Origin of the sequence: Arthrobacter oryzae (assembly GCF_030812315.1) — a bacterium.
Classification (GTDB): Bacteria; Actinomycetota; Actinomycetes; order Actinomycetales; family Micrococcaceae; genus Arthrobacter; species Arthrobacter oryzae_B.
The window spans coordinates 1-21,658 of the sequence record NZ_JAUSSM010000023.1; the positions used below are offsets into that span (position 1 = coordinate 1).

The window sequence follows — 21,658 nt, forward strand, 5'->3', positions numbered from 1 at the left end:
CTCACCGGCGCCGTGGCGGCGGTCATGCTGCTGGCCGGCGGCGACGAACCCTCGGAAGCCTTGGCCGGCCTGCAACGCATCACCATCGTCGCAGCGCTACCGTTCGTCGTCGTCATGCTCCTGCTCTGCTTTGCCCTCGCCAAGGACCTGCGCCGCGATCCCCTGTCCCTGCGACGGCGCCTGGCCACATCCGTCGTCGAACGGGCCATACGAACCGGCGTGGAACAACACGGCGGCGTTCAGTTCGACCTCGTCACGAAGCATGACTGCGCTGATTCATGCCCGGACCCGGACTCCCACCAGGGCGGCACCCATACGGGCAGCATCCCCACCGTCGAGACCCGGCAATCGGACCGGAACAGTAAATAGACTCACCGTCAGTCGCAACCGCCCGGGTGGCACGCGGCTTCCTAGCCCGTGCCACCCGGGCACACCCACCTCCAACACACAGCAAAGGATATCCACATGCCCCCGCACCACGACCAAGAACAGACCCTCCGGATTAGCAGCAAAGGGAAGGAAACTGTTGATATCCAGTTGCAGTCCTCAAGTCCAGTGACCGTTCGGCTGCAGCTGGACGGGGGCTGCACCTGCCACCACGACGAAAACCGCCCCGGCTCGTACATTGACAGCGACCTCGGCCCCCGCTGACCGCGACTGCACCGGCCACGCCGCATCAGCCAGAAAACCCATGACCGTTCAACTGGGCATCCCAGTACTGCGCCTGGCCAGGAACAACAATCAACGGCCCGCACCTGTATCACGCCCGGCCGGACTGCCTTCGACGTTGCTGGACCGTTTTGGCCGCCACGCAACCGACATGCGGCTGTCCGTCACAGACAAATGCAACCTTCGCTGCACCTATTGCATGCCGGCAGATGGCATGCCTTGGCTACCGAAGGAAGCCGTCATGACAGCAGGTGAGATCGAGAGAATCGTGGGCATCGGCGTCGAGCGCCTGGGTGTGAGGGAACTCCGAATCACTGGAGGAGAGCCTTTGGTCAGACCGGACCTCGTCGAGGTCATCGCCACACTTCGGGCGCGTCACCCCAAGCTCCCCATCTCCATGACCACCAACGGCGTCGGGCTCGATAAGAAGGCGGAGGCGCTCGAGGAGGCCGGGCTTACCCGGGTCAATGTTTCCCTGGACTCCCTGCATGAGGAGGTTTTTACCCAACTGACCCGGCGCCCCTTCCTCGGCAAAGTGCTCGCCGGCGTCGAGGCAGCCCGCGCCGCGGGCCTTGGACCGGTCAAGATCAACGCAGTGCTGATGCGCGGTGTCAACGACCAGGAAGCCCCGGAGCTGTTGGAGTGGGCCTTGCAGCGAGACTTTGAGCTGCGCTTCATCGAACAAATGCCGCTGGACGCGGAACGCGGCTGGACTGAGCACGGGATGATCACGGCCCCTGAGATACACGCCCTGCTGTCCGCAGACTTTGTCCTGGAGCGGGATCGCCGCCAGCGGGACGGAGCACCAGCCGAACGGTTTGAAGTACGACGACGGCACGTGGCCACCGGCGAAGCGTCCGGAACTGTTCTGGGAACCGTAGGGATCATTGCATCTGTCAGTGAACCTTTTTGTTCGGACTGCCGGCGTACCCGCGTCACGGCTGAGGGAAAGATCATGAGGATAAGACCAATGCTCGTTCGCTATTTCGCCGCCGCCTGTGCAGCGGCCGGCGTCGAAGAGGAACACCTCGATGTTCCCGACGGCACCACCCTGGACGGACTCATCGCAGTCACGCTGACCGTAGACCGTGGGATAGCGGGAGCGGCTGGCACCGCTCTTTCGCTGGCCGAAGTCATCACCCGGAGCACGTTCCTACGGAACGAGGTCGCACTGCGGGACCGCGGTGCGGCGCTTAGTGCGGGAGATGTGGTGGATGTCCTGCCGCCCTTCGCTGGCGGTTAGTGCATCAAAACCTGCAAGGGCCACACCGGGGACGAGCGCAAACTTGCCTCTCCGCCTCAGCGCAGCCCGTAGCTGGTTGCCAGTGCAATTGCTTCCGTACGAGAGCTGACGCCCATCTTCCGGAAGATGTTTCCCACGTGGAACTTCACCGTATTCTCACTGATGTTGAGGGCGCCCGCGATTGACCTGTTCCGCTGACCCGACGCAAGATGCTGCAGCACTTCCAGCTCACGGCTGCCCAGGTTCCATGCACTTACGTCGCCAGGAGCAGTCTGCGGGGCGTCCAACGGAAGTGTCACGGACACATCGGCCCCCCAGCCGGGCATGACATCCACCTGCATTCTTCCATCCAGGGCCTGGACCCTGCGGTCCAGCCTGCCCAGACTTGATGCGTCGGCGGACAGGGCGCCGCCTCCGTCGTCGCGGACATTGATCAGCAAATTTTCGCCGTCGCAGTCCCACTGTGCCCGGACTCTGCGAACCTCAGGCTGGTCCAGCATGGCCAGCAGCAAGCCCCGCACAATGGCCCGGGCTGCGTGGGCGACTTCCCCCGGAAGCGCCCGTCCGTTCAGGGGAGGCTCGACGAACTGCACTTCCACCCCGCTGAAACGCGTCAGCGGAAGAAGGTCTTCGCGGAGGCGCTCGAACGCCCTGGCTACCGGCTCTTCGACCAGGTCCGTGGTCCTGTCGCTCAGAGTGCGCAGCCGCACAAGGGCTTTGGCCACCAGATCAGTGGCTGCTGCACGTGATGCGGAGTCGTTGAGCTCCGTTGACCGCAACGCCCCGGCCACGATCTCAAGCGTCGTCGCGTGCTGGTCCACCAACTCGGACGTCACCCGTAGGCGTTCGGCAGACGCCGCCCTGGATTCCAGCAAGTATGCGGGCGGAGCATCCGCAACCTTTTCGTGGATTCTGCGCGCGGCAAGGTGCCAGAGGTACTTGACGATGTCGCCTTCAGCGTCCACGCCGCCCCCTTCAGCGTCGTGCACAACAGGGTCCGTGACCACCAGCAAGGCCCTGCTTGAGAGGTAATTCATCGCGAGCACCGGGCGTTCCTGTGCCGCAATCACGGCATCCCCGCGCCAGGGTTCTTCCCCCTTGAGGGCAGCACAAAGGCTGTCCAACTCGTCGATCGACACACCTGAAATGATGCTCTCCAACCCGGCCTTTTTCTGCGGCCTCCCGGTGCAGTCCTCGGTGAAAATCACCAGGGCGGTGCTGGCGAGATAAGGAGCCAGCGCCTCCCGCAGCTCTTCCGCTATGGAAGTCAGCGGCGCGTTCGCCACCGCCGCAATGGACCGCAGCAGCGGCCAGGGCAAGCCCGGGACGCTCGGACTACGGTGCGGTATGAGGGGCGAGAGCCTGTCCACTGGCGATCTGGTCATGGGCACTTTCGGTAGGAGCAGGAAAGGGACTACCGAAAAGTATAGCCATAACCACCATTAGCGGGCGTTACACCCATACCAAAGCAGCGGCAGAATTGATGACGGATACATCCCAGATGGATGGACGCCTCCAACAGAGCGAAGGAAACAACTATGGTTCCAACAGCACTCGGTTCATCGGACCGACTTAGCGCCGGGGCAATTCTCCAGAACTTGGCCCTCATAGCCGGCGAGATCAGTCGCACAGCAGCCCAGGTGGATGGAGACCGTCTGGAAGCAATGACGGAATCCATCCGTTCCGCCGACAGGGTTTTCCTCGCCGGTGCCGGCCGCAGCGGCCTCGTCCTCCGCATGGCCGCCATGCGGCTGATGCATCTCGGCCTCAACGTCCACGTCGCGGGTGACACCACGACTCCTGCCATCCGCGCCGGCGATCTGCTTCTGGTCGCTTCGGGATCCGGCTCCACTTCGGGCGTGGTCAAGGCGGCCGAAACGGCTGCGGCAGCCGGTGCCCGGGTGGCCGCGGTGACCACCAACCCCGACTCCCGCCTCGCAGACTTGGCGGATTCGCTGGTGGTGGTGCCTGCGGCACAAAAAACAGACCACGGCTCCGGCGTCAGCCGCCAATACTCCGGGAGCCTCTTCGAGCAGGTCCTCTTCGTCCTGACCGAATCCATCTTCCAGACCCTGTGGAACCACACCGACGCACCGGCTGAAGAGCTCTGGCTTCGGCACGCAAACCTGGAATAAGTTCCCACCCGCCTCACCACTACCCATAACAACAGAAAGAGAAACATCATGAAGCTTCAGGTAGCAATGGACCTCCTGACCACCGAAGACGCACTCGAGCTGGCCGGCAAGGTCGCCGAGTACGTCGACATCATCGAACTCGGTACCCCGCTGATCAAGGCTGCCGGACTCACCGCTGTCACCGCCGTCAAGCAGGCCCACCCTGACAAGATCGTCTTCGCCGACATGAAGACCATGGACGCCGGAGAACTCGAAGCCGACATCGCCTTCAAGGCCGGCGCCGACCTTGTCTCCGTGCTGGGAAGCTCCGACGATTCGACCATCGCCGGTGCCGTGAAGGCGGCCCGTGCACACAACAAGGGCATCGTCGTTGACCTCATTGGTGTGCCGGACAAGGTCACCCGCGCCAAAGAGGCACGGGCGCTCGGCGCCAAGTTCGTAGAGTTCCACGCAGGGCTGGACGAGCAAGCGAAGCCTGGCTTCGACCTGAACGGACTGCTCAGCGCCGGCGCCGAAGCACGCGTCCCCTTCTCGGTTGCCGGCGGCGTCAACCTCTCCACCATCGAAGCCGTCCAGCGGGCGGGGGCTGAGGTAGCCGTAGCCGGCGGCGCCATCTACGGTGCAGCCGACCCCGCACTGGCAGCCAAGGAACTCAAGGCCGCCATCGCCTGATTCCCACCCAAGACGTTGCGGCCGGCACCGGAAGGTGCCGGCCGCCGCTCTGGTAGGGCACCCCTCAGCCCGATATTTTGTCCGCCCAAGAAAGCAGCCAATGCCAGATACCCTCGTCCGGTCACTCCGAACAAGAAATCCGCTGCGGGATCCGCGTGACCGTCGTCTGAATCGGATTGCGGGTCCGTCGTCGTTGGTGCTTTTTGGGGTGACCGGGGATCTTGCCCGCAAGAAGTTGATGCCGGCCGTGTATGACCTGGCCAATCGTGGCCTGCTGCCGCCGAGCTTTGCCCTGGTGGGCTTTGGCCGGCGGCAGTGGGACAACGAGGACTTCGCCGCCGAGGTGAAGTCCTCGGTGCAGGCGTACGCCCGTACGCCGTTTGACGAGGCGGTGTGGAACCAGCTGTCGGAGGGCATCCGCTTTGTCCGGGGGGAGTTCGACGACGACGACGCCTTTGAGCGGCTCGGCGACACGATCGATGAACTGGACGAGCAGCGCGGAACGCGCGGTAACCATGCGTTCTACCTGTCGATCCCGCCGAAGGCGTTTGAGCAGGTCTGCCGGCAGCTGTCCAAGCACGGGCTGGCGCAGGCCGAGGGTGAGAAGTGGCGCCGGGTGGTGATCGAGAAGCCGTTCGGTCATGACCTGGAGTCGGCCCGGCAGCTGAACGACATTGTGGAGTCCGTTTTCCCGCCGGATGCCGTGTTCCGGATCGACCACTACCTGGGCAAGGAAACGGTCCAGAACATCCTGGCCCTGCGCTTTGCCAACCAGCTGTTCGAACCGCTCTGGAACGCCAACTACGTGGACCATGTCCAGATCACCATGGCCGAGGACATCGGCACCGGCGGCCGCGCAGGCTACTACGACGGTGTGGGCGCGGCCCGCGACGTCATCCAGAACCACCTGCTCCAGCTCCTGGCCCTGACGGCCATGGAGGAGCCCATTTCCTTCAACGCGGACGACCTGCGTGCGGAGAAGGAAAAAGTCCTGGCTGCGGTCAAGCTCCCGGAGGACCTGTCCACCCATTCGGCCCGGGGCCAGTTTGCCGGCGGCTGGCAGGGCGGCGAGGAAGTGCAGGGATACCTGGAGGAAGAGGGCATTCCGGCTGACTCCACCACGGAAACCTACGCGGCCATCCGGGTGGACATCCACACCCGGCGCTGGTCCGGTGTGCCGTTCTACCTGCGGGCCGGCAAGCACCTGGGCCGCCGGGTGACGGAAATCGCCGTGGTGTTCAAGCGCGCCCCCAACCTGCTGTTCCGCGATCACGCCGACGACGACTTCGGCCAGAACGCCGTGGTCATCCGGGTCCAGCCCGATGAGGGCGCCACGATCCGGTTCGGCTCCAAGGTCCCCGGCACACAGATGGAAGTCCGCGACGTGACCATGGACTTCGGCTACGGACACTCGTTCACCGAGTCCAGCCCGGAAGCCTACGAACGGCTCATCCTGGACGTGCTGCTGGGCGAACCGCCGCTGTTCCCCCGGCACGCCGAAGTGGAACTGTCCTGGAAGATCCTGGATCCCTTTGAAGAATACTGGGCCGGCCTCGGCGAACAGCCCGAGCCCTACGCGCCCGGAAGCTGGGGCCCTGCCTCGGCCGACGAGCTGCTTGCCCGCGACGGACGAACCTGGAGAAGGCCATGATCGTAGATCTTCCCGACACCACCACCTCGGCCATCTCCAAGAAGATCATGTCCCTGCGCGAGCAGGGCGGCGTGATTGCCCTGGGCCGGGTCCTGACGCTCGTGGTGGTCACCAAGTCCGGGCTGGAAGAGGAGGCCATTGAAGCGGCCAACGACGCCAGCCGGGAACACCCCTGCCGGATCATCGTCCTCGCCGACGCCGGCGCCAAGGCACCGACCCGGCTCGACGCCCAGATCCGCGTGGGCGGCGACGCCGGCGCCTCCGAGGTCATTGTGCTCCGCGGCTACGGAGAACTGGCTGAGGAAAGCGAATCCCTGGTCGCCGCGCTGCTGCTCCCCGATGCGCCGATCGTGGCCTGGTGGCCGCACGGGGCACCGAAGAGCGCCTGCGAGACCTCCATCGGCCGGATCGCCCACCGCCGGATCACCGACTCCGCCAACGAGGAGGACCCGCAGCGGGCACTGGACAACATCCGCAACACCTACAAAGCCGGCGACACCGACCTCGCCTGGACCCGCCTCACCAACTGGCGGATCCAGCTGGCCGCGGTCCTGGACCAGGTCGACTCCTCCCCCGTCACGGCAGTCGCCGTCGAAGGCGCCTCGGACTCCCCCAGCACCCTGCTCCTCGCAGCGTGGCTGACACTATCCCTGGACGCACCCGTCACCATCGTGGCCGACCCCGCCGGCACCGGCATCCGCCGCGTCCGGCTGAGCCGTGCCAGCGGCGACGTCCAGCTCTTCCGGCCCGGACTGTCCGTGGCCGAACTCACCCAGCCCGGGCAACCCGCCCAGCGCATCTCGCTGCCACGCCGCAGCCTCCGCGACTGCCTCGCCGAAGAACTCCGCCGGCTCGACCCCGACGAAGTCTTCGGCCAGGTGGTCCGGACATTGGAGCGGTCACATAAGAACACCGACGCCATCGGAACCGAACCTGCCGATCGCGAACTGGCTGACATCCCGCTAGGGCGCTTAGTCCATGCCTAGCGATCCGTACGAGCCGGTTATCCCAAGCGACTGGCTCCAGCCCAACGACTGTAGCGACAACGAGCTTGCCGCAACCGGCTACCGCTACCCGGGACGGAAGCTAAAGAAGGCCATCGAAGGATGGGTGGTCGGAGTTCTCGGGGCTATCGCCATATTCGGAGCGACTTATGCTTCCTTCGCGTATTCCTGCTGGTGACGCCGTGCCTGCGCAGGGTCTTAAGACACAACGGCAAGCCGCCGGTGCGACGTAGTGGTCCGAGAGTTTTGAGAGCCGCGGTCAGGGCCGCCTCGGTGCCTCGGAAATTTGAATTCTTCTCTGCAAAGCCACGCAGATGGCAGCTCGACTGCCTCGTACCGTTATTCGTCTAAATTCCCCGTATATCTTATTTCAAGATCTGATATATAAGTTCTATAATAGATAGGATCCGCTGGAGGATCGATCGTCAACTCGATGAGGAGTGGAACAGCATGAAGCATCTCGCGCACCGGCTCGAACGTCTGGGCACGGAAACCGCCTTCAGCGTCGCCCAAGCGGCGGCCGCCTGGAAAGCGAAGGGGAACCTCGTGTACCCCTTCCATCTCGGCGACATCAACATCCCGACGGCCCCGCATATCGTCGAAGCTATGAACCGAGCCATCGCCGACGGCTATACGGGCTATTGCCCCGGCCCCGGCATCCCGCAGTTGCGCGAGGCCCTCGCCGACGACCTCGGAGCCCGCCGAGGTATCAAGTTCTCCCCCGACAACGTCGTCGTGATGACGGGCGGCAAGCCCGTTATCACCAAGTTCCTGCAGGCGGTCATGAACCCCGGCCAGGAAGTGCTCTACCCAAACCCCGGCTTCCCGATCTACGAATCACAGATCGAGTACCTCGATGGCACGGCTGTGCCTTACCGGTACCTGCCCACGAGCCAGGGCTTCGCGATCGACCTCGACCAGGTGCGGGCATCAATCACCCCGAATACTGTCGCAATCATTTACAACGACCTGCAGAACCCCATCTCGGCCGAGTCGACAGCGGCCGAGCGCGAGGCCATCGCACAACTCGCGCAGGAGCACGACCTCTGGGTACTCTCCGATGAGGCGTACTTCGAGACGCGCTATGAGGGCGTCTCAAGCTCGATCGCGTCGCTTCCCGGCATGGCGGAGCGCACCGTCATCCTCTACACCTTCAGCAAGAAGTTCGCCATGACCGGCTCCCGCCTGGGCTGCGCCGTCGCGCCTATCGAGATCGCCAAAATTCTTAGCACCCTCAACACCAACGATGAGTCGTGCACGACGCACTATGTGCAATGGGCCGGCATCGAAGCGCTCCGTGGCACCCAGGAACCCGTACAGCAGATGCTCGACATCCTGCGCGGGCGCCGGGATGCCGCGTGCGAACTTGTGAACGACATCTCCGGCATGCACGTCGCCGTGCCGCAGTCGACGTTCTACCTGTTCCCCGACGTCACCGAAGTCATGGAACGGCTGGGTTACACGGCAGTCGGCGATTTCGCCTCGGCAGCACTGCATGAAACCGGTGTCTCCTTCTGTACACGTGAGCACTTCGGCCGGCGCCAACCCGGCGAAGAGCGGCAGTACATCCGGCTCGCCTACTCAGGCATCGACGTCGCTGATATCCGAGACGGTCTCGGCCGCCTGCGCAAGTGGATTGAGACGGCATGAGCCGGGTCGTCGTCACGGGGCGTGTACCCGACGCCGCGCTTGAGAAGCTGCGCACGAAGCACGAAGTCGATGCCTGGGCGGGTCCGGAGTCGATTGGCCGGGAGGAGCTCCTGCGCCGGGTAGCCGGGGCCGATGCCGTGGTGAGCCTGCTCACCGAACGCATAGACTCTGAGCTGCTCGACGCCGCCGGCCCGCAGCTCAAGGTCGTGGCGAACGTCGCTGTCGGCTATGACAACATCGACGTTCCAGCCTGCACCGAACGGGGCATCGTCGCCACTAACACACCCGGCGTGCTCACGGAGGCCACGGCCGACATTGCGCTCGGTCTCATCCTCTCGGCGACCCGCCGGCTCGGCGAGGGGGAACGGCTCATCCGTTCCGGCCAGGACTGGAAGTGGGGCATGTTCTTCCTGCTCGGCAGCAGCCTGCAAGGCAAGACCCTCGGCGTCGTCGGTATGGGCGGGATCGGCCAGGCGACCGCACGCCGGGCCAAGGCCTTCGGGATGGAAATCGTGTACCAATCACGCCGTGAGATCGACCCCGTGCTCGCCGACGAGCTGGGCGCCCGTCGGGTCGAGCTCGATGAGTTGCTGGCCGTCTCCGACATCGTCTCCTTGCACTGCCCCTACGGGCCTGCCACGCATCATCTGATCGGCGCCGAACAACTCGCGGCGATGAAGGACACGGCATACCTCATTAATACCGCGCGGGGGCCGATCGTCGACGAAGCGGCCCTCGCTTCTGCCCTTCGCGAGGGGCAGATCGCGGGCGCCGGGCTCGACGTTTTTGAGAACGAGCCCAGCGTGCACCCCGGATTGCTCGAGCTCGAGAACGTGGTGCTCGTGCCGCACCTCGGCTCCGCCACAGTGGAGACCCGCACCGCCATGGCGATGCTCGCCGCGGACAACGCACTCGCCGTGCTCGAGGGGGAACGGCCGCCTGCACCGATTGGTTAGTGGCTAGGGGTGGAACGTCGTGATCTGTGGCCGGCGCCTCGAGCCTCTTCAACAGGTCGCTGAATCCACCGGGCCCCTTACGTCGCTGATGCTGCCTCCACAGATGAAGTTCACCAGCTTGTTAAGACCACTGTGGAAGGATTCGGGTCCCTCGATGGGCGGGTGCTAAACGCAGGGATTGTCCGCGCCGGGATGGTAGGCGAACTCAGGGATGAGGACTGGAAAGCCACGGTCCGCACCAACCTAACCGGACCGTTCCGTATCCTCCGGGCAGCGATACCTCAACTTGTCGCTGCCCGGGGAGCCATCGTAGGAGTCGCTTCGGCTGCTGCGCTCAGGGCGAGCGGCGGCATCCCCGGCTACAACGCCACCAAAGCCGGACTCACCATGCTTGTGCAGTCAGTGGCCGTGGACTACGGCCCTCTGCCGGGGTGCGTGCGAACACCGTATGCCCCGGCTGGACCAGAACCGAAATGGCCGACATGGAAATGCAAGAGTACGGTACCGACCGAGTGGGGCAACCGTCATCGTCCGGAGAGTTGAACGACGCTGTAGCCCAATGAACTGAGGACAGCTGTGTCCAGAACTTTGACCTCTTGCTTAAGACGCAACCTGACTCCTCTGTTATCTGCAATTTCACCCAGCCAGATCTTTGCGATGATTATCAAAAACAGGTGGGGCCCGGCTCAGTTTCGCTAAAGGCTCGTCTGAACCTCTACTAGCGCCATTGCCGCCTCTCCCATGTCTGTCCGTGGGGCACGTCAGGACTGACGGCGACGGTGAACGACCAGTAGTCGTGCTGGGTGACCAATGTGCCGTGGCCTCGCTGCGTCGCCATGCAACTGACAATCTCCATGGCAGCCGACAGGTCAACCTGTATGGCGCCAGGGTCCTCGCCGTCGACTTCCGGAACCGCTGGGGAGTGATGCTTTATGATCATGCTCTTTCTTTCTCGGGAGGTTCCAGATGCTTCTCGTTTTAGCATTCTGGTTAGGCCAGGACGCTCAGCTTGGAGTTCATGCGGCCGAAGATGGCGCCGTCGGCTGAGAAACGGCGTCGTTTAGCCGGGTGCCGGCAGAGATTCCATGAAGTCTTTGTATCGAACGAGGTCTGCCAGGATATGCGCACCGGTGATGCCGGGTGCGGGTGCCGTGGGCGGCCAGGTGAATCGCACCAGGACTCTGGTGTTGCCGGCATCCAACGGCGAGAAGACCACAAGTCCGGTGTGGGAGTTCCCGCCGAGGCTCAGCCAGGCGATGCGCTGGCCCGGCCCGACGCCGGTATCACAGTCGACATGCTTCCACACTTCCTCGGTCCTGGAGTGGCTGCCCGGAGCCTGACGCGAGAACTCGGGGCTCGAGAGATATACGGGCAACGACTGGAATTCTGTCCATCCCGTGTAGGCCCGCCCGACAGGAATGGCAACTACCACTGTCTCTTCGATGGCTTCCAATTGGTCCCTCCGGATGCGCAATGTCTCGCCGTTGTCCAACGGCACCGACCCCCAGAAGTCCTGGCCCCCGGGTTCCGAAATCCTAAGCCTGCTGATTACTATTGTCCAGAACGGCCGCAGCTCTGCTATTCACCAGCGGTCCGGAACAGCACGGCACATTCACTCAGTCTGATGATCCTTGGCTGGGCAACGGAAACGGAGGGCAAATGAGTCAGCTGGACAAGGTTTTCGCGGACCTGCCCGACTTTCTGACCGTGAGGGAACTGGCGGAGATCACGGGCAAGGACAGAACGACGATGTACCGTTGGCTGCGGAAAGGCGAAATCCCCGCTTCCCGCAAGCAAGACTCCACATGGCTCATTTCCCGCGACCAGGTCCGGGAATATATGGAACGAAAGTACGGTGCCACAGACACCGCAAGTCCTGACCTCCCGACCGGAAACAGCTAGAACTGGCCACGGGATATTGGCGGCACGCCTCAGACCGTTCGCGGTTGCAGCGCCCCGGCAAACACGCGGGGCCTGGACCGCACCGGGAGGAAAACAGGTACCGCACACTCATGCCAGCTGCCGCGGTTGCGCTCTACATTTGTTCCGGGCTCGTTTCCTTGGAGACTGCTCTCAGCAGTAGGCGCGCCAGTACCCGGATCAGCGGCAACTCCGGTCACCGGCGTCACCTTGGCCGGAACCACGGCTAAGCGACGGTATCCCAAACCCATTGCTGTCTATGGACGCAAGACCTTCGCGGAATTTCTCCTGACGGAAGGCCTCAGGGCCTGGAAAGCAGCAGCCAGCAGCTGGACCGCTGTGGCGAGGCACAAAAGGACTGCGAAGGAAACAAGCTGGCCGACGAATATAAGGAAGGCGATGCCCAACGTGCCGATGAAGGTCAGGTTCAAGGCAAGAGTGGATGCATCCACCATTTCAATTACCGCGTAAATTCATCTGACCCCCGACCGACTAAGCCCACGACCATCCTGCCATCAGCATCGCCTACCCGGATGACACCGCGCCTTCCACCGCCCCGATTGCGGCTCCCGGGGCGTCGAGGTCAGCCTCTGAGCTCATCAACAGGGTCGCCTGGTGGACGTACGGTGTCAACATTTACGCCATCCTCCAGCTCCCAGCAGAAACCTCTGGCCCGGGCTCAGGCGCGCTGAAGTCCGTGTGTTTCCTTGTTCGACGAAGCCACTTCCGGCAGGTGAGCTGCCGTTACGGGTTCACTGTATTGATTCCCCGGACGGCCAGGACATGCTCAAGCAGGGCAAGGTCGGGCCGCCCGGGGCATGCGGCGACCAGCCGCCGGAGTCCTTGTCGTATCTTCTCCTCGCACCTGCTCCCGGGAGCCAAAACGTCGTCAATGATTTCCTTGGCCTGCACCTTGATTCCATCCAGGGGGTCTGCGGTAACCGAAGTGCGTCCCTGCGCAAGCTCCGCAACCGGCCACTCGCCAATTAGCTCGGTGGCCTCTTTTAGGTGCATCGTCGCACCTCCCTATTCTGCGTTCGCTCCATGAAATGACCGAACGATCTGACAGGCAGCGATCCCCTCCAGGATCTCTGTCCCAAGTGTCAAACAAATCTACGTCCCAAGCCGTCCGAGAGCACGAGTACCCGCTACCCGTCTTGGAAAGGCTATGGGGTTGCCGGGGTCATTCCGCGGTGAGATGCGGCGTGGTGGGCAGGAGCCACTTTGATACAACACAACTTGTTGAGACAAGTGGCGGCCAGTGGGATTTTCAGGTAGCGGCCGCCGGAACGATCACCAACCCCTGGAAAACAGCCAACCCGTCTCAAGCTGACTTCCGGCCGCATTCCCGGCGGTCAGCGCCAGGTCCTTGCCTCCAGCTCCGTCCAGGCTGGGCAAGGCTGCACCCGGCTTGCTCGGTCAGCCGTTCTTGCCTTTACCTTTACCTTCGTTGCCCTTTTCCCCGCTGCCCTTTTCCTCGTTGCCTTGTCCCTGCTCCGGCGCGGGAACCTGCTCCGGTAAAGGAGCCGGCACTACGGGCGCAGCGTTCTCCTGGGCAGCTTTCCCTTCCGCTTCCGCGTCTGCTTTGGCCTTCTCCGCCTCGGCGGCTGCTGCTTCCGCGGCCGTTTTCGCGGCTGCTGCGGTCTCGGCGGCTTCAATGGCAGCTGCCAGATCGGCCCGGACAGCGGTAATGATGGTCAGGATCCTCTGCCGTCGCTCATCGGAAACGCGGCCATCGCTGGAGACTAACGCCAACTCCGCGTCCAGACTGTCCAGCGCCTGGAGCGCCGTGGGGTGATCGTTGGCGGCGGCGGCCTGGCTCACGCGCAGAACCCGTTCCTGGAGCTGGCGGGCAGCATCGCGCTGCAGGCCGGTCTCGACCGGACCACAGCTGGCCAGCGACACCGCCAGCGCCAGCGCGGTGGCTACCTGGAACAATCCCCGGGCCCGGGAGAGCCTGCCCGTGGAGCGTAAAAGTGTCATGGTTCCACACTCTTCTGAAGCTCCTGAAGGTGCCCACCCAGTGTGCCGGTGACCGTGGGGTAAGGCACGACGTCGGAGGTCAGCTGCGGGGACTGACCCGCCATTAGTGCCGCAGCCCAGCCCGCCAGGGCAAGAAGGATCAGGACGACCAAAAGCCCGAGCCGCCTGCTGCGGCGTCGGACGCGGGATTCACGCGGCGGTGCCCTGCGCGCTTCCGGGGGCTTGCCGGGCTGACCGTCAGTGCTTGTCAGCCGTGACTGTCCGGTGTTGTTCCCGGATTCCTGGTCGCCGGGTTCTTCGTTGGCCGGCCTTGCGGCGGACAGATCCTGCGCCGGGGATTCGGCTGAGATGGAAGGTGGCCTGAAGGGCATGGCCGGGAGCCCTCGCGTAGCCTCCGGTGCGAGTTCGCCCGGGGTGGATGCCGGCGAGACAAGGGCTTGTCGCAGTGCTGTCTCCACATCCGCAGATGCCGGGCGTTCCAGCGGGTCGATGGCCGTCATGGACCGGATCAGGTCCGCCCACTCGGCAGGAAGGTCCTCCGGAATTTCGGGCACGCGGTACATTCTGGCCACAGCGGATTCGACCGCACTGCCGGGGTACTCCACGGTCTGTTTGATGCATTCGAGCAGAACCAGCCCCAGTGAATAGACGTCGGTGGCCGGGGTCAGCGCGGAGCCCATGGCTTGTTCCGGGCTCAGGTACGCCGCGGTACCCACCATGGCTCCAGTGACTGTCAGGCGTGTTCCGTCAGCGATTCTCGCAATCCCGAAGTCTGTGAGCTTGGCCCTTACCGGCTCCCCCGGGCGTACCTGCACCAGCAGGACATTGGCAGGTTTGACGTCGCGGTGGATGATGCCGAGGCTGTGGACATATGCCAATGCGTCCGCGATTCCGGCTCCGATCACGGCCACTTCGTCCAACGGGACCGAGCTGTGCCTGATCCGGGCCCGCAGATCCTGTCCCTCAACCAGTTCCATGGTCAGGAAAGGGCGGGGTTCTTCGGGAATGCGGGTATCGATGCCGGCATCGAAAAGCGTCACGAGGCCGGGATGGTTCAGTGTCGCCAGAAGTTTGATTTCAGCTTCCTGGCGTTTGAGCTCGTCCGCGTCGGGTGCCTGTGGTGCGAACAGCTTCAGGGCCACGTCCCGGCCTAGATTCTCATCCCGCGCACAGTAAACGGACGACATACCGCCGCGGCCTATCACCTCACCGAGCCGATAACGTCCGCCAACCACTTCATTCCTAACGGTGCTCGGCGATTCCGCCACCATGACCGCTCCTCCCGGTGCGCTGCGGCACTGTAGACACCAAATCAAGCAGTCGACACCGTGAAATCGAAGCAACCACCGCCCCACCTGATGGTCCGAAGTTCCGGAGTCGTCTGCCCTCAGCTTTAATCATAAGCCTACTTAGCAATAGTATCGTCCCGTCGAAATTAGTGATCGGAAGACCATCCCGGCACGCGACAAACCACGCCCCAAACTGAGCGATCGACCACTCTTGAGGAGGAAGATGGCCTTGGATTGCGACAGGACACAACGAAGGTCGGTTCCGTGTCGGCGTACGGATGTTGCCAGCTGGAGAAGGGAATGCATCAGATTGCACCAGCACCCATCGACACCATGGCCTTTCGATAGCCAGCCCAAAAGCGGCAGCCAACCGGCGACAAGCTGACTTTCCGCCATAATCTGGTGGCGCCCTCAATTGCGGCCAAATTCCGCACCTTCAGGCTTCGGCCCTCGTCCAGTCGATAGCTAAACAAGAGCGTTATAGCGTTTAGTTGCGAAGGCCCGTCTGTCCCCCATTAGACGGGCCTTCGTTGTTGCACCAGATCATGAAGTGGGGCCAGAAATAGCCGTCCTACCGGGCCTTCCAAACCTGTCACAGTCATGAGGGCTTCTGCGATCGGCACCCGTGGACATTTGGTCAGGCGGAACCTACCATGAGCCATGCCCATGACCGGCCGAGCCGTCTCCGCCGCGGTGCTGCTCGTCATTGGGGCAGGACTGGCTCTGCTGGCTGTGCTGGTCCATTACGGTTTCATGGCAATGTACGGCGGTGTCACCGATACGGCGTTCGAGGGGTTCACGTGGGGGTTGACGGCCGGTCCCTCCGGATTGGCGCTCGGTCTGGTCGTGGTGGTTGCGCTGGTCGGTTCATGCTCTCGACAAGACGATGGATGCGGCTGACGGCCGTGGCAATCCCGGTCCTCATCGTGATCGGGATGTTCGCGGTCACCTCTGCGGCGCTGGGTCAGAAGATGGAGAAACAATTTGTTTCCGCTCCGCAATGCGTGACCGAGGGCACCGACGAGCCCATGGCCACCGCCGATCGTGAGTCCCAGCAGGCGTTCGATTCCATCAGTCACATCGGCCACTTTAAGGGTGGCGGCGGCATGAGTGGCGTCGCCGGCTGTACCCGCTGGTTTGTGCTCTCAAAAGACGTCGATGTGCTGCAGCACTATCGGGCAGCGCTGCCAGCGGCAGGCTGGGAAGTGGTCGAGGATGACGGGCGCCACCTGCGGGCGCACCTTGATGGCCGGGCGTTCGATGTGACGCCCTGCCCCGGAGGCGGTGTCGTCTGGGCCGGCAGCGACGACGACCCCTCATACGGACAGGGAAGGCCTGAGCTAGCGGGCACTGAAATTTGTCCACACGACCTCTAAAAACGGCGTTTCGGGCCGCCGGTCCTGTGAAAATCGACATTCCGAAAGCTCCATCCGGAAACGATCCCGTTGGCAGGAACGCCCTCGGAAACCGACGGTCTGGGCCGCAAAGTCGTGTGGCCTGAAACAGAGAACTGCATGAAGGATCCCGATCCACTTTGTCTACCTGGTATCGATTCATTGGAATGGGAAATCGCCGAGCTGGCGAGTGACTCGGGGGAACTGCGTGAGTGGGACTTTTCATTCGCTCCGGACGAACTTCACAAGGCCAACATCCGTGGAGGCACCCATGACATCCGGTTTCCCGACGGATGTGCCTCGTCTTGGACGCTTAGAGCCCGGCACGTAATGAGCACAGCGGGATGGGGCACGAACGGAAGTCCGCCTGACAGGTCACGCCACAGCCATGACCAGTGCACGGGCTCTTTGCCGCTTCAGTGGAGGGCGGAGTTGGCAGTGCGTTAGGTGACCTCCGCGCATGCTGGTCCCGGCTGAGCGGTTACTACCTGGGTATTCGGATCGTGCTCCAGGGCCGGCCTTCCGGCCACGATCACTGTAGCGCGCTCCCATGGCCGGTCTTCAAGCAGGAAGGGAATTTCCTGTTCTTCCCACTCCCTGTGCAGGTCTCGTTCTTCCTGGCCATCACGTGCCAGGAGACGACGCCGGGCTTCAAGGTTGTCGCACTGCACCCAGATTGAAGCGTCGATGAGGTCGGAGAGAGCTTGGCGTGATGATCCGCTCCCTTCCACCCACACCACGGAACGCCCGGCGGGTAGAGCTATGGCACCTGAACGTTTTCGGGCCACCCAACCCGGCGGACGGTAATGGACTGCCTCGCCTTGGAGCAGGGGTTCGAGGACGCCGTCACGGAGCTCATTGGCCCAGTCAAAAAACGAGAGATGCCACGCTACATCGTCCGTATGAACGACAGCTGAGTCCGGCACTCGAGCCAGGAGGCGCTCGACCAGCGTGGTCTTGCCTGCCCCGCTCCTTCCATCCACTGCCACAATCCAAGGGCGGTTCGGACGTTGTCCTGCCGCCGGCAGTAGCCGCCGTACCAAGCCTTCCAGTGACTCGGCTTGCCAGGGTCCCGCATCGGGTTCGCCGACTTCAGGTTTCATATCCATGGTTACCTCGACTTCGATTATCGGTCCCGTCCAAAGCTCCGGTATGGAGTCGCGAGAGTTGCCGTGTTTAGCGCAAGCTACATTGGCACATGGGTGACGCTGCCCTGGAACCGATTCTGGATGGAAGCTCTCCCCGATGAGATCTGGGAAGGGGCCGTCCTACTGCTCTCGCCCGATCCTGTGCAGATACAGGTTCGCAGCCCGTGGCCGTCCGTCTACCACCTGAGTGCTCGGGACTACCATGGCTTCGCGCCTGCAGCCGCTTGGGCTGACTTCGACAGGTATCGCCGCTGGTACCACAGGTCGGGTCTTGGGCCCCAAAATAACGAGTGTCCAGCGCCGTCACCTGCAAGAAAACCTCAATAGAACAGGGAGTGAAGCACTAATTCCAGGTGCCGGTATTACTCCGCGCTACGATCGATTCGCGATGTCTGGATTCCGTGCAGAAACTTCAACAACGCCACCAGGGCGGCTACCACGAGAACAATCCCGGACACTATGCCCCAGGTTGATTCGCCACGTGTTGAACTGAAGATATAGATGGAATAGGAGCCAAGAATTAGGGCGAGCAAAAGCCAGATCGTTGCCGAGTTACGTTTCAAAATGGACTCCTAAGACTAGGGTGAACGGTCATGACAGATCACGCTTTGAAAACAGCCAGTACGCCGCTCCGAGCGCGCATGCAAGCCAAACGACTGTACCAGCCAGGGAATTGAATTTCAGGTCAGCCGCAGCTCCGTGGTTTGCCCAATCCCTTGCCAGAATTGGAAACAGGACCCTCCCGAAATCGCCAAGACGATCTGCAAGTGCCTCTGGTCGGACCAGGCTTAGCGGAACAATAAACAGGCTCACAAGATGACTGAGGTAAATGAAAACGACCCGATTACCGCAGCAACCATGAACATGAGCGACAAGGCGGTTTCCAGTAGGACTCGGCCGGTTTCCGGTGCCGCGCCTTGGCCTGACTGGCTACTCCCCACGGAAGTGGAGACGATCAACGCGGCAATCAGGCCAGTGACGAGCAGCCCCCTGCGGCCGCTCCCCTCCACAGCCAGGGCCTTTGCACGTCGGCCAGAAACGCCGACGTGATTGCGACCAATTTAGAACTCCGTCTTTCGCCAGAGTCCACAAGACGAGAGCCCCCGCTGCAGCAAGCTATGCGAGCGAGACCGCAAATGAGGGCAGTGGATCCAGGAGGCCATCAATTGGAGTGACGCGATTCCTGCCAAGGCGCCGGAGGGAAGCCAGCGGCCAAATTCAGGAAAGTTTGCGATCAGCGGAAGTTCCAAGGCAAGCGGAATCAGCATCGTGAATATTGTTGTTGCATAGTAGTGCTTGATAGTCCAGCCCACCGAGCAACCCCACAATGAACCGATGGATGAGGTGAGGAAGATTCCCAGCAAAGGTGCCCAAGAAACGCTGCCGATCAACTGCGCGCGTAGCTCAGGTGATGCCGTTATCGCCAGAATGCCGACCCACAATGCTATTCCTGTGCCTGCTGTAATCAGCTCGACAACCAGGGCTGCAAAATACTTGCCGCTGACTACCTGATGCACACCCGAAATGACCACGTTACGACGAAGCGTCCGGTAGTAGTACTCCCGCGTCACGGTGTAGCTCCCGGCAAAAGTGGCAACCACGGCGATCGTTGCGGCCAAGGCCCAGAACGTCTGCACATTTTCGATCGTTGACAGCCGGGCCGAATTGCCGGGCCAGCCGAGGAAATTTGCAACGAACCACGGCACGAGGGCAGAGAAGGCTACGACGCCCAGAGCCGAGTATCCGCTGAAATACCTCAGCAACTCCGACGTTAAACCGCCGTTGAATGGGGTGTGCACTTTGTCCGTCATCGGGCCCCCTCAAGAATTCTGAAGTACGCGTCTTCGAGGCTTCCGCTGCCAAAGGCCATTGCTTCCTCAAGGGATCCATGGAATAGCATTCGCTGCTTCATGATCACCACCTCATCGGCTATCTGTTGCAGTTCTGAGAGCTGGTGGCTAGAGACCAGCTCGCTCCCTCCGGATTCGGCGAACTCTCGCAGGAAGGTTCGTAGCCACTGGATTCCGTCGGGGTCCAAGCCGTTCGCGGGTTCATCAAGGATCAGGAGGGAAGGGCTGCCGATGACAGCTGATGCGATTCCCAGGCGCTGTTTCATCCCGAGTGAGTAGTCGCGGATCTTCTTTTCGGCGTTGTCGACCAGATCGACCTGTTCCAGGACCCGATCGATACTGTCGGGTCTGGTCCCTGCGGCGAGCTGACATATTTTCAGGTGACGACGTCCGGTGAGGCCTGGCTCGAAGTCCATCCCGTCCAGATGGACTCCTACTTTAGTAGCTGGTCTGGTCAGGGACCGGTAGTTGCTTCCGAATACCGTGGCACGCCCTGTTGATGGTTCCAGCAGGCCTGTTAGGCCGGCGAGAGCGGTACTCTTGCCGGCCCCGTTGGGTCCAATCAGCCCGACGATGCTTCCCGCTGGGACATCGAAGGTCAGGTCTTCGACGGCGAAGATGTCGCCTCGTTTCTTGCTGAATCGGTCAAAACTGGCGTGGACAGTCATTCATTCCCTTTCGTGGGATCGGTGCTGGATTGCAGGGGCCGCCCGGGCCACAGCGGTGAATTCGCAGTTGAATTCCATAGCCATTGCCCTAGGCTGGTCGCGTTCTGTGTCGATATTTCGGCTCGTCCTGAGGTTGCGATGGGGCCCGCGTGTTCAAGGTCTCCGGGATAAGCGCGAAAAGAGACATCCGTGCCCGGGTAAGTTACGGCCACGATGGACTGCAGGGGCGCTGTCGACTCCGACGGAGGGCTGGTTCCGATAGTGGCTCGGGCCACGAGTTCATGAAAAAACATGCCTTGTGACGTGAGCGCTACATGATCACCCGGATTGACCTGGCTGGAGGATTCGATGGGTGTAACGATCCTCAATTCCCCTGCGCTGTATGTGTAACCTGCCACGACGACCGACTTCACGGGATAGAGGGCAAGTGTTCCGGCTACTGCAGTCGCGCCGGCGAGCAGCACCAATGTGCGGCGCCAGGACGGCACCTTTTGTTCCCGCTACAGATGCTACGGCCGGTCGGAAAAGCCTAAGGAACGCCGTTGGATTAAAGAGTGTGACTTGCACGGTCAGGGGCGCCCTGAATTGGATGCGACGGCCGTCCGAGGAAGGGCCGGTGACGTCGAAAAGCGCCTGTGGGCGCCAGTTGTTCCGCGATGCCTCGAACGACCGGAGCCGTCCAGGGGCTGCCAAGGAGTTGGGCTACCTCCTCCGCGCTTCTTTCACCGTCGAGGGTCTTGAGAACGCTGGCGACATCAGCTGAGATCTTTGCCTTGGGTACACCGTTCAGGGCAAGAATCCAGTGTTCATTCGCATGAGTTGGCTCGTCGACGGACGCGAACGGCGAGAGTTGCAAGGGCCACCGCAAGTCGAGGTTCGCTTTGCCTGTCCGGCCAGCCACGCCACGATGCTGTTTGTTAGTCATATGAGCGGGTGGGGGGTTCGGAGAACTGTGGAGCTCGGTTTCGAGCTATCGCCGTTGTAGAGGTCATGCTGCGCAGAAAGTTCCTTTGATTCATCCATTGTCAGCTGCACCGTTCCCAGGTCGACCCACATACGACCCGATCCAAAGCCCAATTTGTGGACATTGTCCACACCGCCTTTCTGACAGATTTTGAGCGACTCCAATCGACTGCCGTGCCTCCGTTTAGGAGGCGCGGCAGTTCTCTGTGGTGCCGAACGCGCTTTCGGTCAGCGCTGCCAGCCGCTGCGAGTCCGCAGTGCCGCGCAGCCGAAGACGACGTCGCAGCCTTGTGCCAAGTGGAGTAGCGGCTGGCGGAGAGTGTTCCGATTCCTGCCTGACCGAAGCGGATGCCGATGGTGTGCTGGCGGCGCACCGTGTCGGCGGATTCAACGAATCTGCGGTGCTCGAGGCCTGGGTCGCCGGGTCGATTGGAACCTTCGTCGGCTCACCGACAAAGGTACT

The 21,658-nt window shown here is 62.4% G+C and carries 22 protein-coding genes; 13 read left to right on the forward strand and 9 right to left on the reverse strand.

Translation table 11 applies throughout. From position 1 onward, the window contains the following. The 3 genes from J2S97_RS23215 to moaA all read left to right on the forward strand — a co-directional run. On the forward strand, window positions 1–369 hold a 369-nt coding region (locus tag J2S97_RS23215; protein ID WP_307052286.1), incomplete at its 5' end, for a BCCT family transporter. A 96-nt stretch (window positions 370–465) separates the two neighbouring features. Beyond that, window positions 466–651, forward strand: a complete 186-nt coding sequence (locus J2S97_RS23220; protein WP_307052287.1) for a hypothetical protein — start codon at window positions 466–468, stop codon at window positions 649–651. Window positions 652–691: 40 nt separating this feature from the next. Next, window positions 692–1,912: a GTP 3',8-cyclase MoaA gene (gene moaA / locus J2S97_RS23225; RefSeq protein ID WP_307052288.1), complete on the forward strand. Its 1,221-nt coding sequence runs from the start codon at window positions 692–694 to the stop codon at window positions 1,910–1,912. Between the two features lie 56 nt (window positions 1,913–1,968). Here the strand turns inward: moaA and J2S97_RS23230 are convergent, their stop codons facing one another. Beyond that, on the reverse strand, window positions 1,969–3,297 hold the full coding sequence (locus J2S97_RS23230; protein ID WP_307052289.1) for a helix-turn-helix transcriptional regulator: 1,329 nt from the start codon (window positions 3,295–3,297) through the stop codon (window positions 1,969–1,971). Window positions 3,298–3,450: 153 nt separating this feature from the next. On the opposite strand from J2S97_RS23230, the gene hxlB reads away from it, so the two are divergent. The 7 genes from hxlB to J2S97_RS24125 all read left to right on the forward strand — a co-directional run bounded on the left by hxlB (window position 3,451) and on the right by J2S97_RS24125 (window position 10,523). Further along, window positions 3,451–4,047 (forward strand): 6-phospho-3-hexuloisomerase, encoded by a 597-nt coding sequence (hxlB, locus tag J2S97_RS23235; RefSeq protein WP_307052290.1) that lies wholly within the window; start codon window positions 3,451–3,453, stop codon window positions 4,045–4,047. A 48-nt stretch (window positions 4,048–4,095) separates the two neighbouring features. Beyond that, the gene (hxlA, locus tag J2S97_RS23240) at window positions 4,096–4,719 is read left to right on the forward strand and encodes a 3-hexulose-6-phosphate synthase (protein ID WP_307052291.1); all 624 of its coding nucleotides are present in this window, start codon (window positions 4,096–4,098) and stop codon (window positions 4,717–4,719) included. A 100-nt stretch (window positions 4,720–4,819) separates the two neighbouring features. Next, window positions 4,820–6,370, forward strand: a complete 1,551-nt coding sequence (zwf, locus tag J2S97_RS23245; RefSeq protein ID WP_307052292.1) for a glucose-6-phosphate dehydrogenase — start codon at window positions 4,820–4,822, stop codon at window positions 6,368–6,370. Further along, complete coding sequence (locus tag J2S97_RS23250) at window positions 6,367–7,356, forward strand: glucose-6-phosphate dehydrogenase assembly protein OpcA (protein ID WP_307052293.1); 990 nt, start codon at window positions 6,367–6,369, stop codon at window positions 7,354–7,356. The genes zwf and J2S97_RS23250 overlap by 4 nt, the downstream gene beginning before the upstream one ends. A gap of 468 nt (window positions 7,357–7,824) precedes the next feature. Next, the gene (locus J2S97_RS23255) at window positions 7,825–9,024 is read left to right on the forward strand and encodes a pyridoxal phosphate-dependent aminotransferase (protein ID WP_307052294.1); all 1,200 of its coding nucleotides are present in this window, start codon (window positions 7,825–7,827) and stop codon (window positions 9,022–9,024) included. After that, entirely contained in the window at window positions 9,021–9,980 is a 960-nt protein-coding gene (locus tag J2S97_RS23260; protein WP_307052295.1) for a 2-hydroxyacid dehydrogenase, read from the forward strand. The genes J2S97_RS23255 and J2S97_RS23260 overlap by 4 nt, the downstream gene beginning before the upstream one ends. A gap of 63 nt (window positions 9,981–10,043) precedes the next feature. After that, entirely contained in the window at window positions 10,044–10,523 is a 480-nt protein-coding gene (locus J2S97_RS24125; protein ID WP_373460647.1) for an SDR family oxidoreductase, read from the forward strand. A gap of 175 nt (window positions 10,524–10,698) precedes the next feature. Here J2S97_RS24125 and J2S97_RS23265 read toward each other — a convergent pair whose 3' ends face one another. Both J2S97_RS23265 and J2S97_RS23270 read right to left on the reverse strand, forming a co-directional pair. Beyond that, window positions 10,699–10,920, reverse strand: coding sequence for a hypothetical protein (locus J2S97_RS23265; RefSeq protein WP_307052296.1), 222 nt, complete (start codon window positions 10,918–10,920; stop codon window positions 10,699–10,701). Window positions 10,921–11,040: 120 nt separating this feature from the next. After that, window positions 11,041–11,433, reverse strand: a complete 393-nt coding sequence (locus J2S97_RS23270) for a cyclase (protein WP_307052297.1) — start codon at window positions 11,431–11,433, stop codon at window positions 11,041–11,043. A gap of 206 nt (window positions 11,434–11,639) precedes the next feature. Between J2S97_RS23270 and J2S97_RS23275 the strand changes: the two genes are divergently transcribed. After that, complete coding sequence (locus tag J2S97_RS23275; RefSeq protein ID WP_307052298.1) at window positions 11,640–11,882, forward strand: helix-turn-helix domain-containing protein; 243 nt, start codon at window positions 11,640–11,642, stop codon at window positions 11,880–11,882. A gap of 762 nt (window positions 11,883–12,644) precedes the next feature. Here J2S97_RS23275 and J2S97_RS23280 read toward each other — a convergent pair. From J2S97_RS23280 to J2S97_RS23290, 3 genes are all read right to left on the reverse strand, one after another. Further along, the gene (locus J2S97_RS23280) at window positions 12,645–12,914 is read right to left on the reverse strand and encodes a hypothetical protein (RefSeq protein ID WP_307052299.1); all 270 of its coding nucleotides are present in this window, start codon (window positions 12,912–12,914) and stop codon (window positions 12,645–12,647) included. Between the two features lie 405 nt (window positions 12,915–13,319). Continuing rightward, a complete protein-coding gene (locus J2S97_RS23285) occupies window positions 13,320–13,883 on the reverse strand; it encodes a hypothetical protein (protein WP_307052300.1) in 564 nt (187 codons plus the stop codon). Beyond that, on the reverse strand, window positions 13,880–15,154 hold the full coding sequence (locus J2S97_RS23290; RefSeq protein ID WP_307052301.1) for a serine/threonine-protein kinase: 1,275 nt from the start codon (window positions 15,152–15,154) through the stop codon (window positions 13,880–13,882). Before J2S97_RS23290 ends, J2S97_RS23285 begins: the two co-directional genes overlap by 4 nt. Window positions 15,155–15,838: 684 nt before the next feature. On the opposite strand from J2S97_RS23290, the gene J2S97_RS23295 reads away from it, so the two are divergent. Both J2S97_RS23295 and J2S97_RS23300 read left to right on the forward strand, forming a co-directional pair. Then, a complete protein-coding gene (locus J2S97_RS23295) occupies window positions 15,839–16,072 on the forward strand; it encodes a hypothetical protein (RefSeq protein WP_307052302.1) in 234 nt (77 codons plus the stop codon). Then, window positions 16,063–16,548 carry a hypothetical protein gene (locus J2S97_RS23300; RefSeq protein WP_307052303.1) on the forward strand — a complete coding sequence of 162 codons (486 nt, stop codon included), beginning with the start codon at window positions 16,063–16,065 and terminating at the stop codon, window positions 16,546–16,548. Before J2S97_RS23295 ends, J2S97_RS23300 begins: the two co-directional genes overlap by 10 nt. A 461-nt stretch (window positions 16,549–17,009) precedes the next feature. Here J2S97_RS23300 and J2S97_RS23305 read toward each other — a convergent pair whose 3' ends face one another. From J2S97_RS23305 to J2S97_RS23315, 3 genes are all read right to left on the reverse strand, one after another. Beyond that, window positions 17,010–17,549 carry a uridine kinase family protein gene (locus J2S97_RS23305; RefSeq protein WP_307052304.1) on the reverse strand — a complete coding sequence of 180 codons (540 nt, stop codon included), beginning with the start codon at window positions 17,547–17,549 and terminating at the stop codon, window positions 17,010–17,012. A 1,226-nt stretch (window positions 17,550–18,775) separates the two neighbouring features. Then, window positions 18,776–19,525, reverse strand: a complete 750-nt coding sequence (locus tag J2S97_RS23310) for a hypothetical protein (protein ID WP_307052305.1) — start codon at window positions 19,523–19,525, stop codon at window positions 18,776–18,778. Further along, window positions 19,522–20,232 carry an ABC transporter ATP-binding protein gene (locus J2S97_RS23315; protein WP_307052306.1) on the reverse strand — a complete coding sequence of 237 codons (711 nt, stop codon included), beginning with the start codon at window positions 20,230–20,232 and terminating at the stop codon, window positions 19,522–19,524. Before J2S97_RS23315 ends, J2S97_RS23310 begins: the two co-directional genes overlap by 4 nt. Window positions 20,233–21,658: the final 1,426 nt, after the last annotated feature.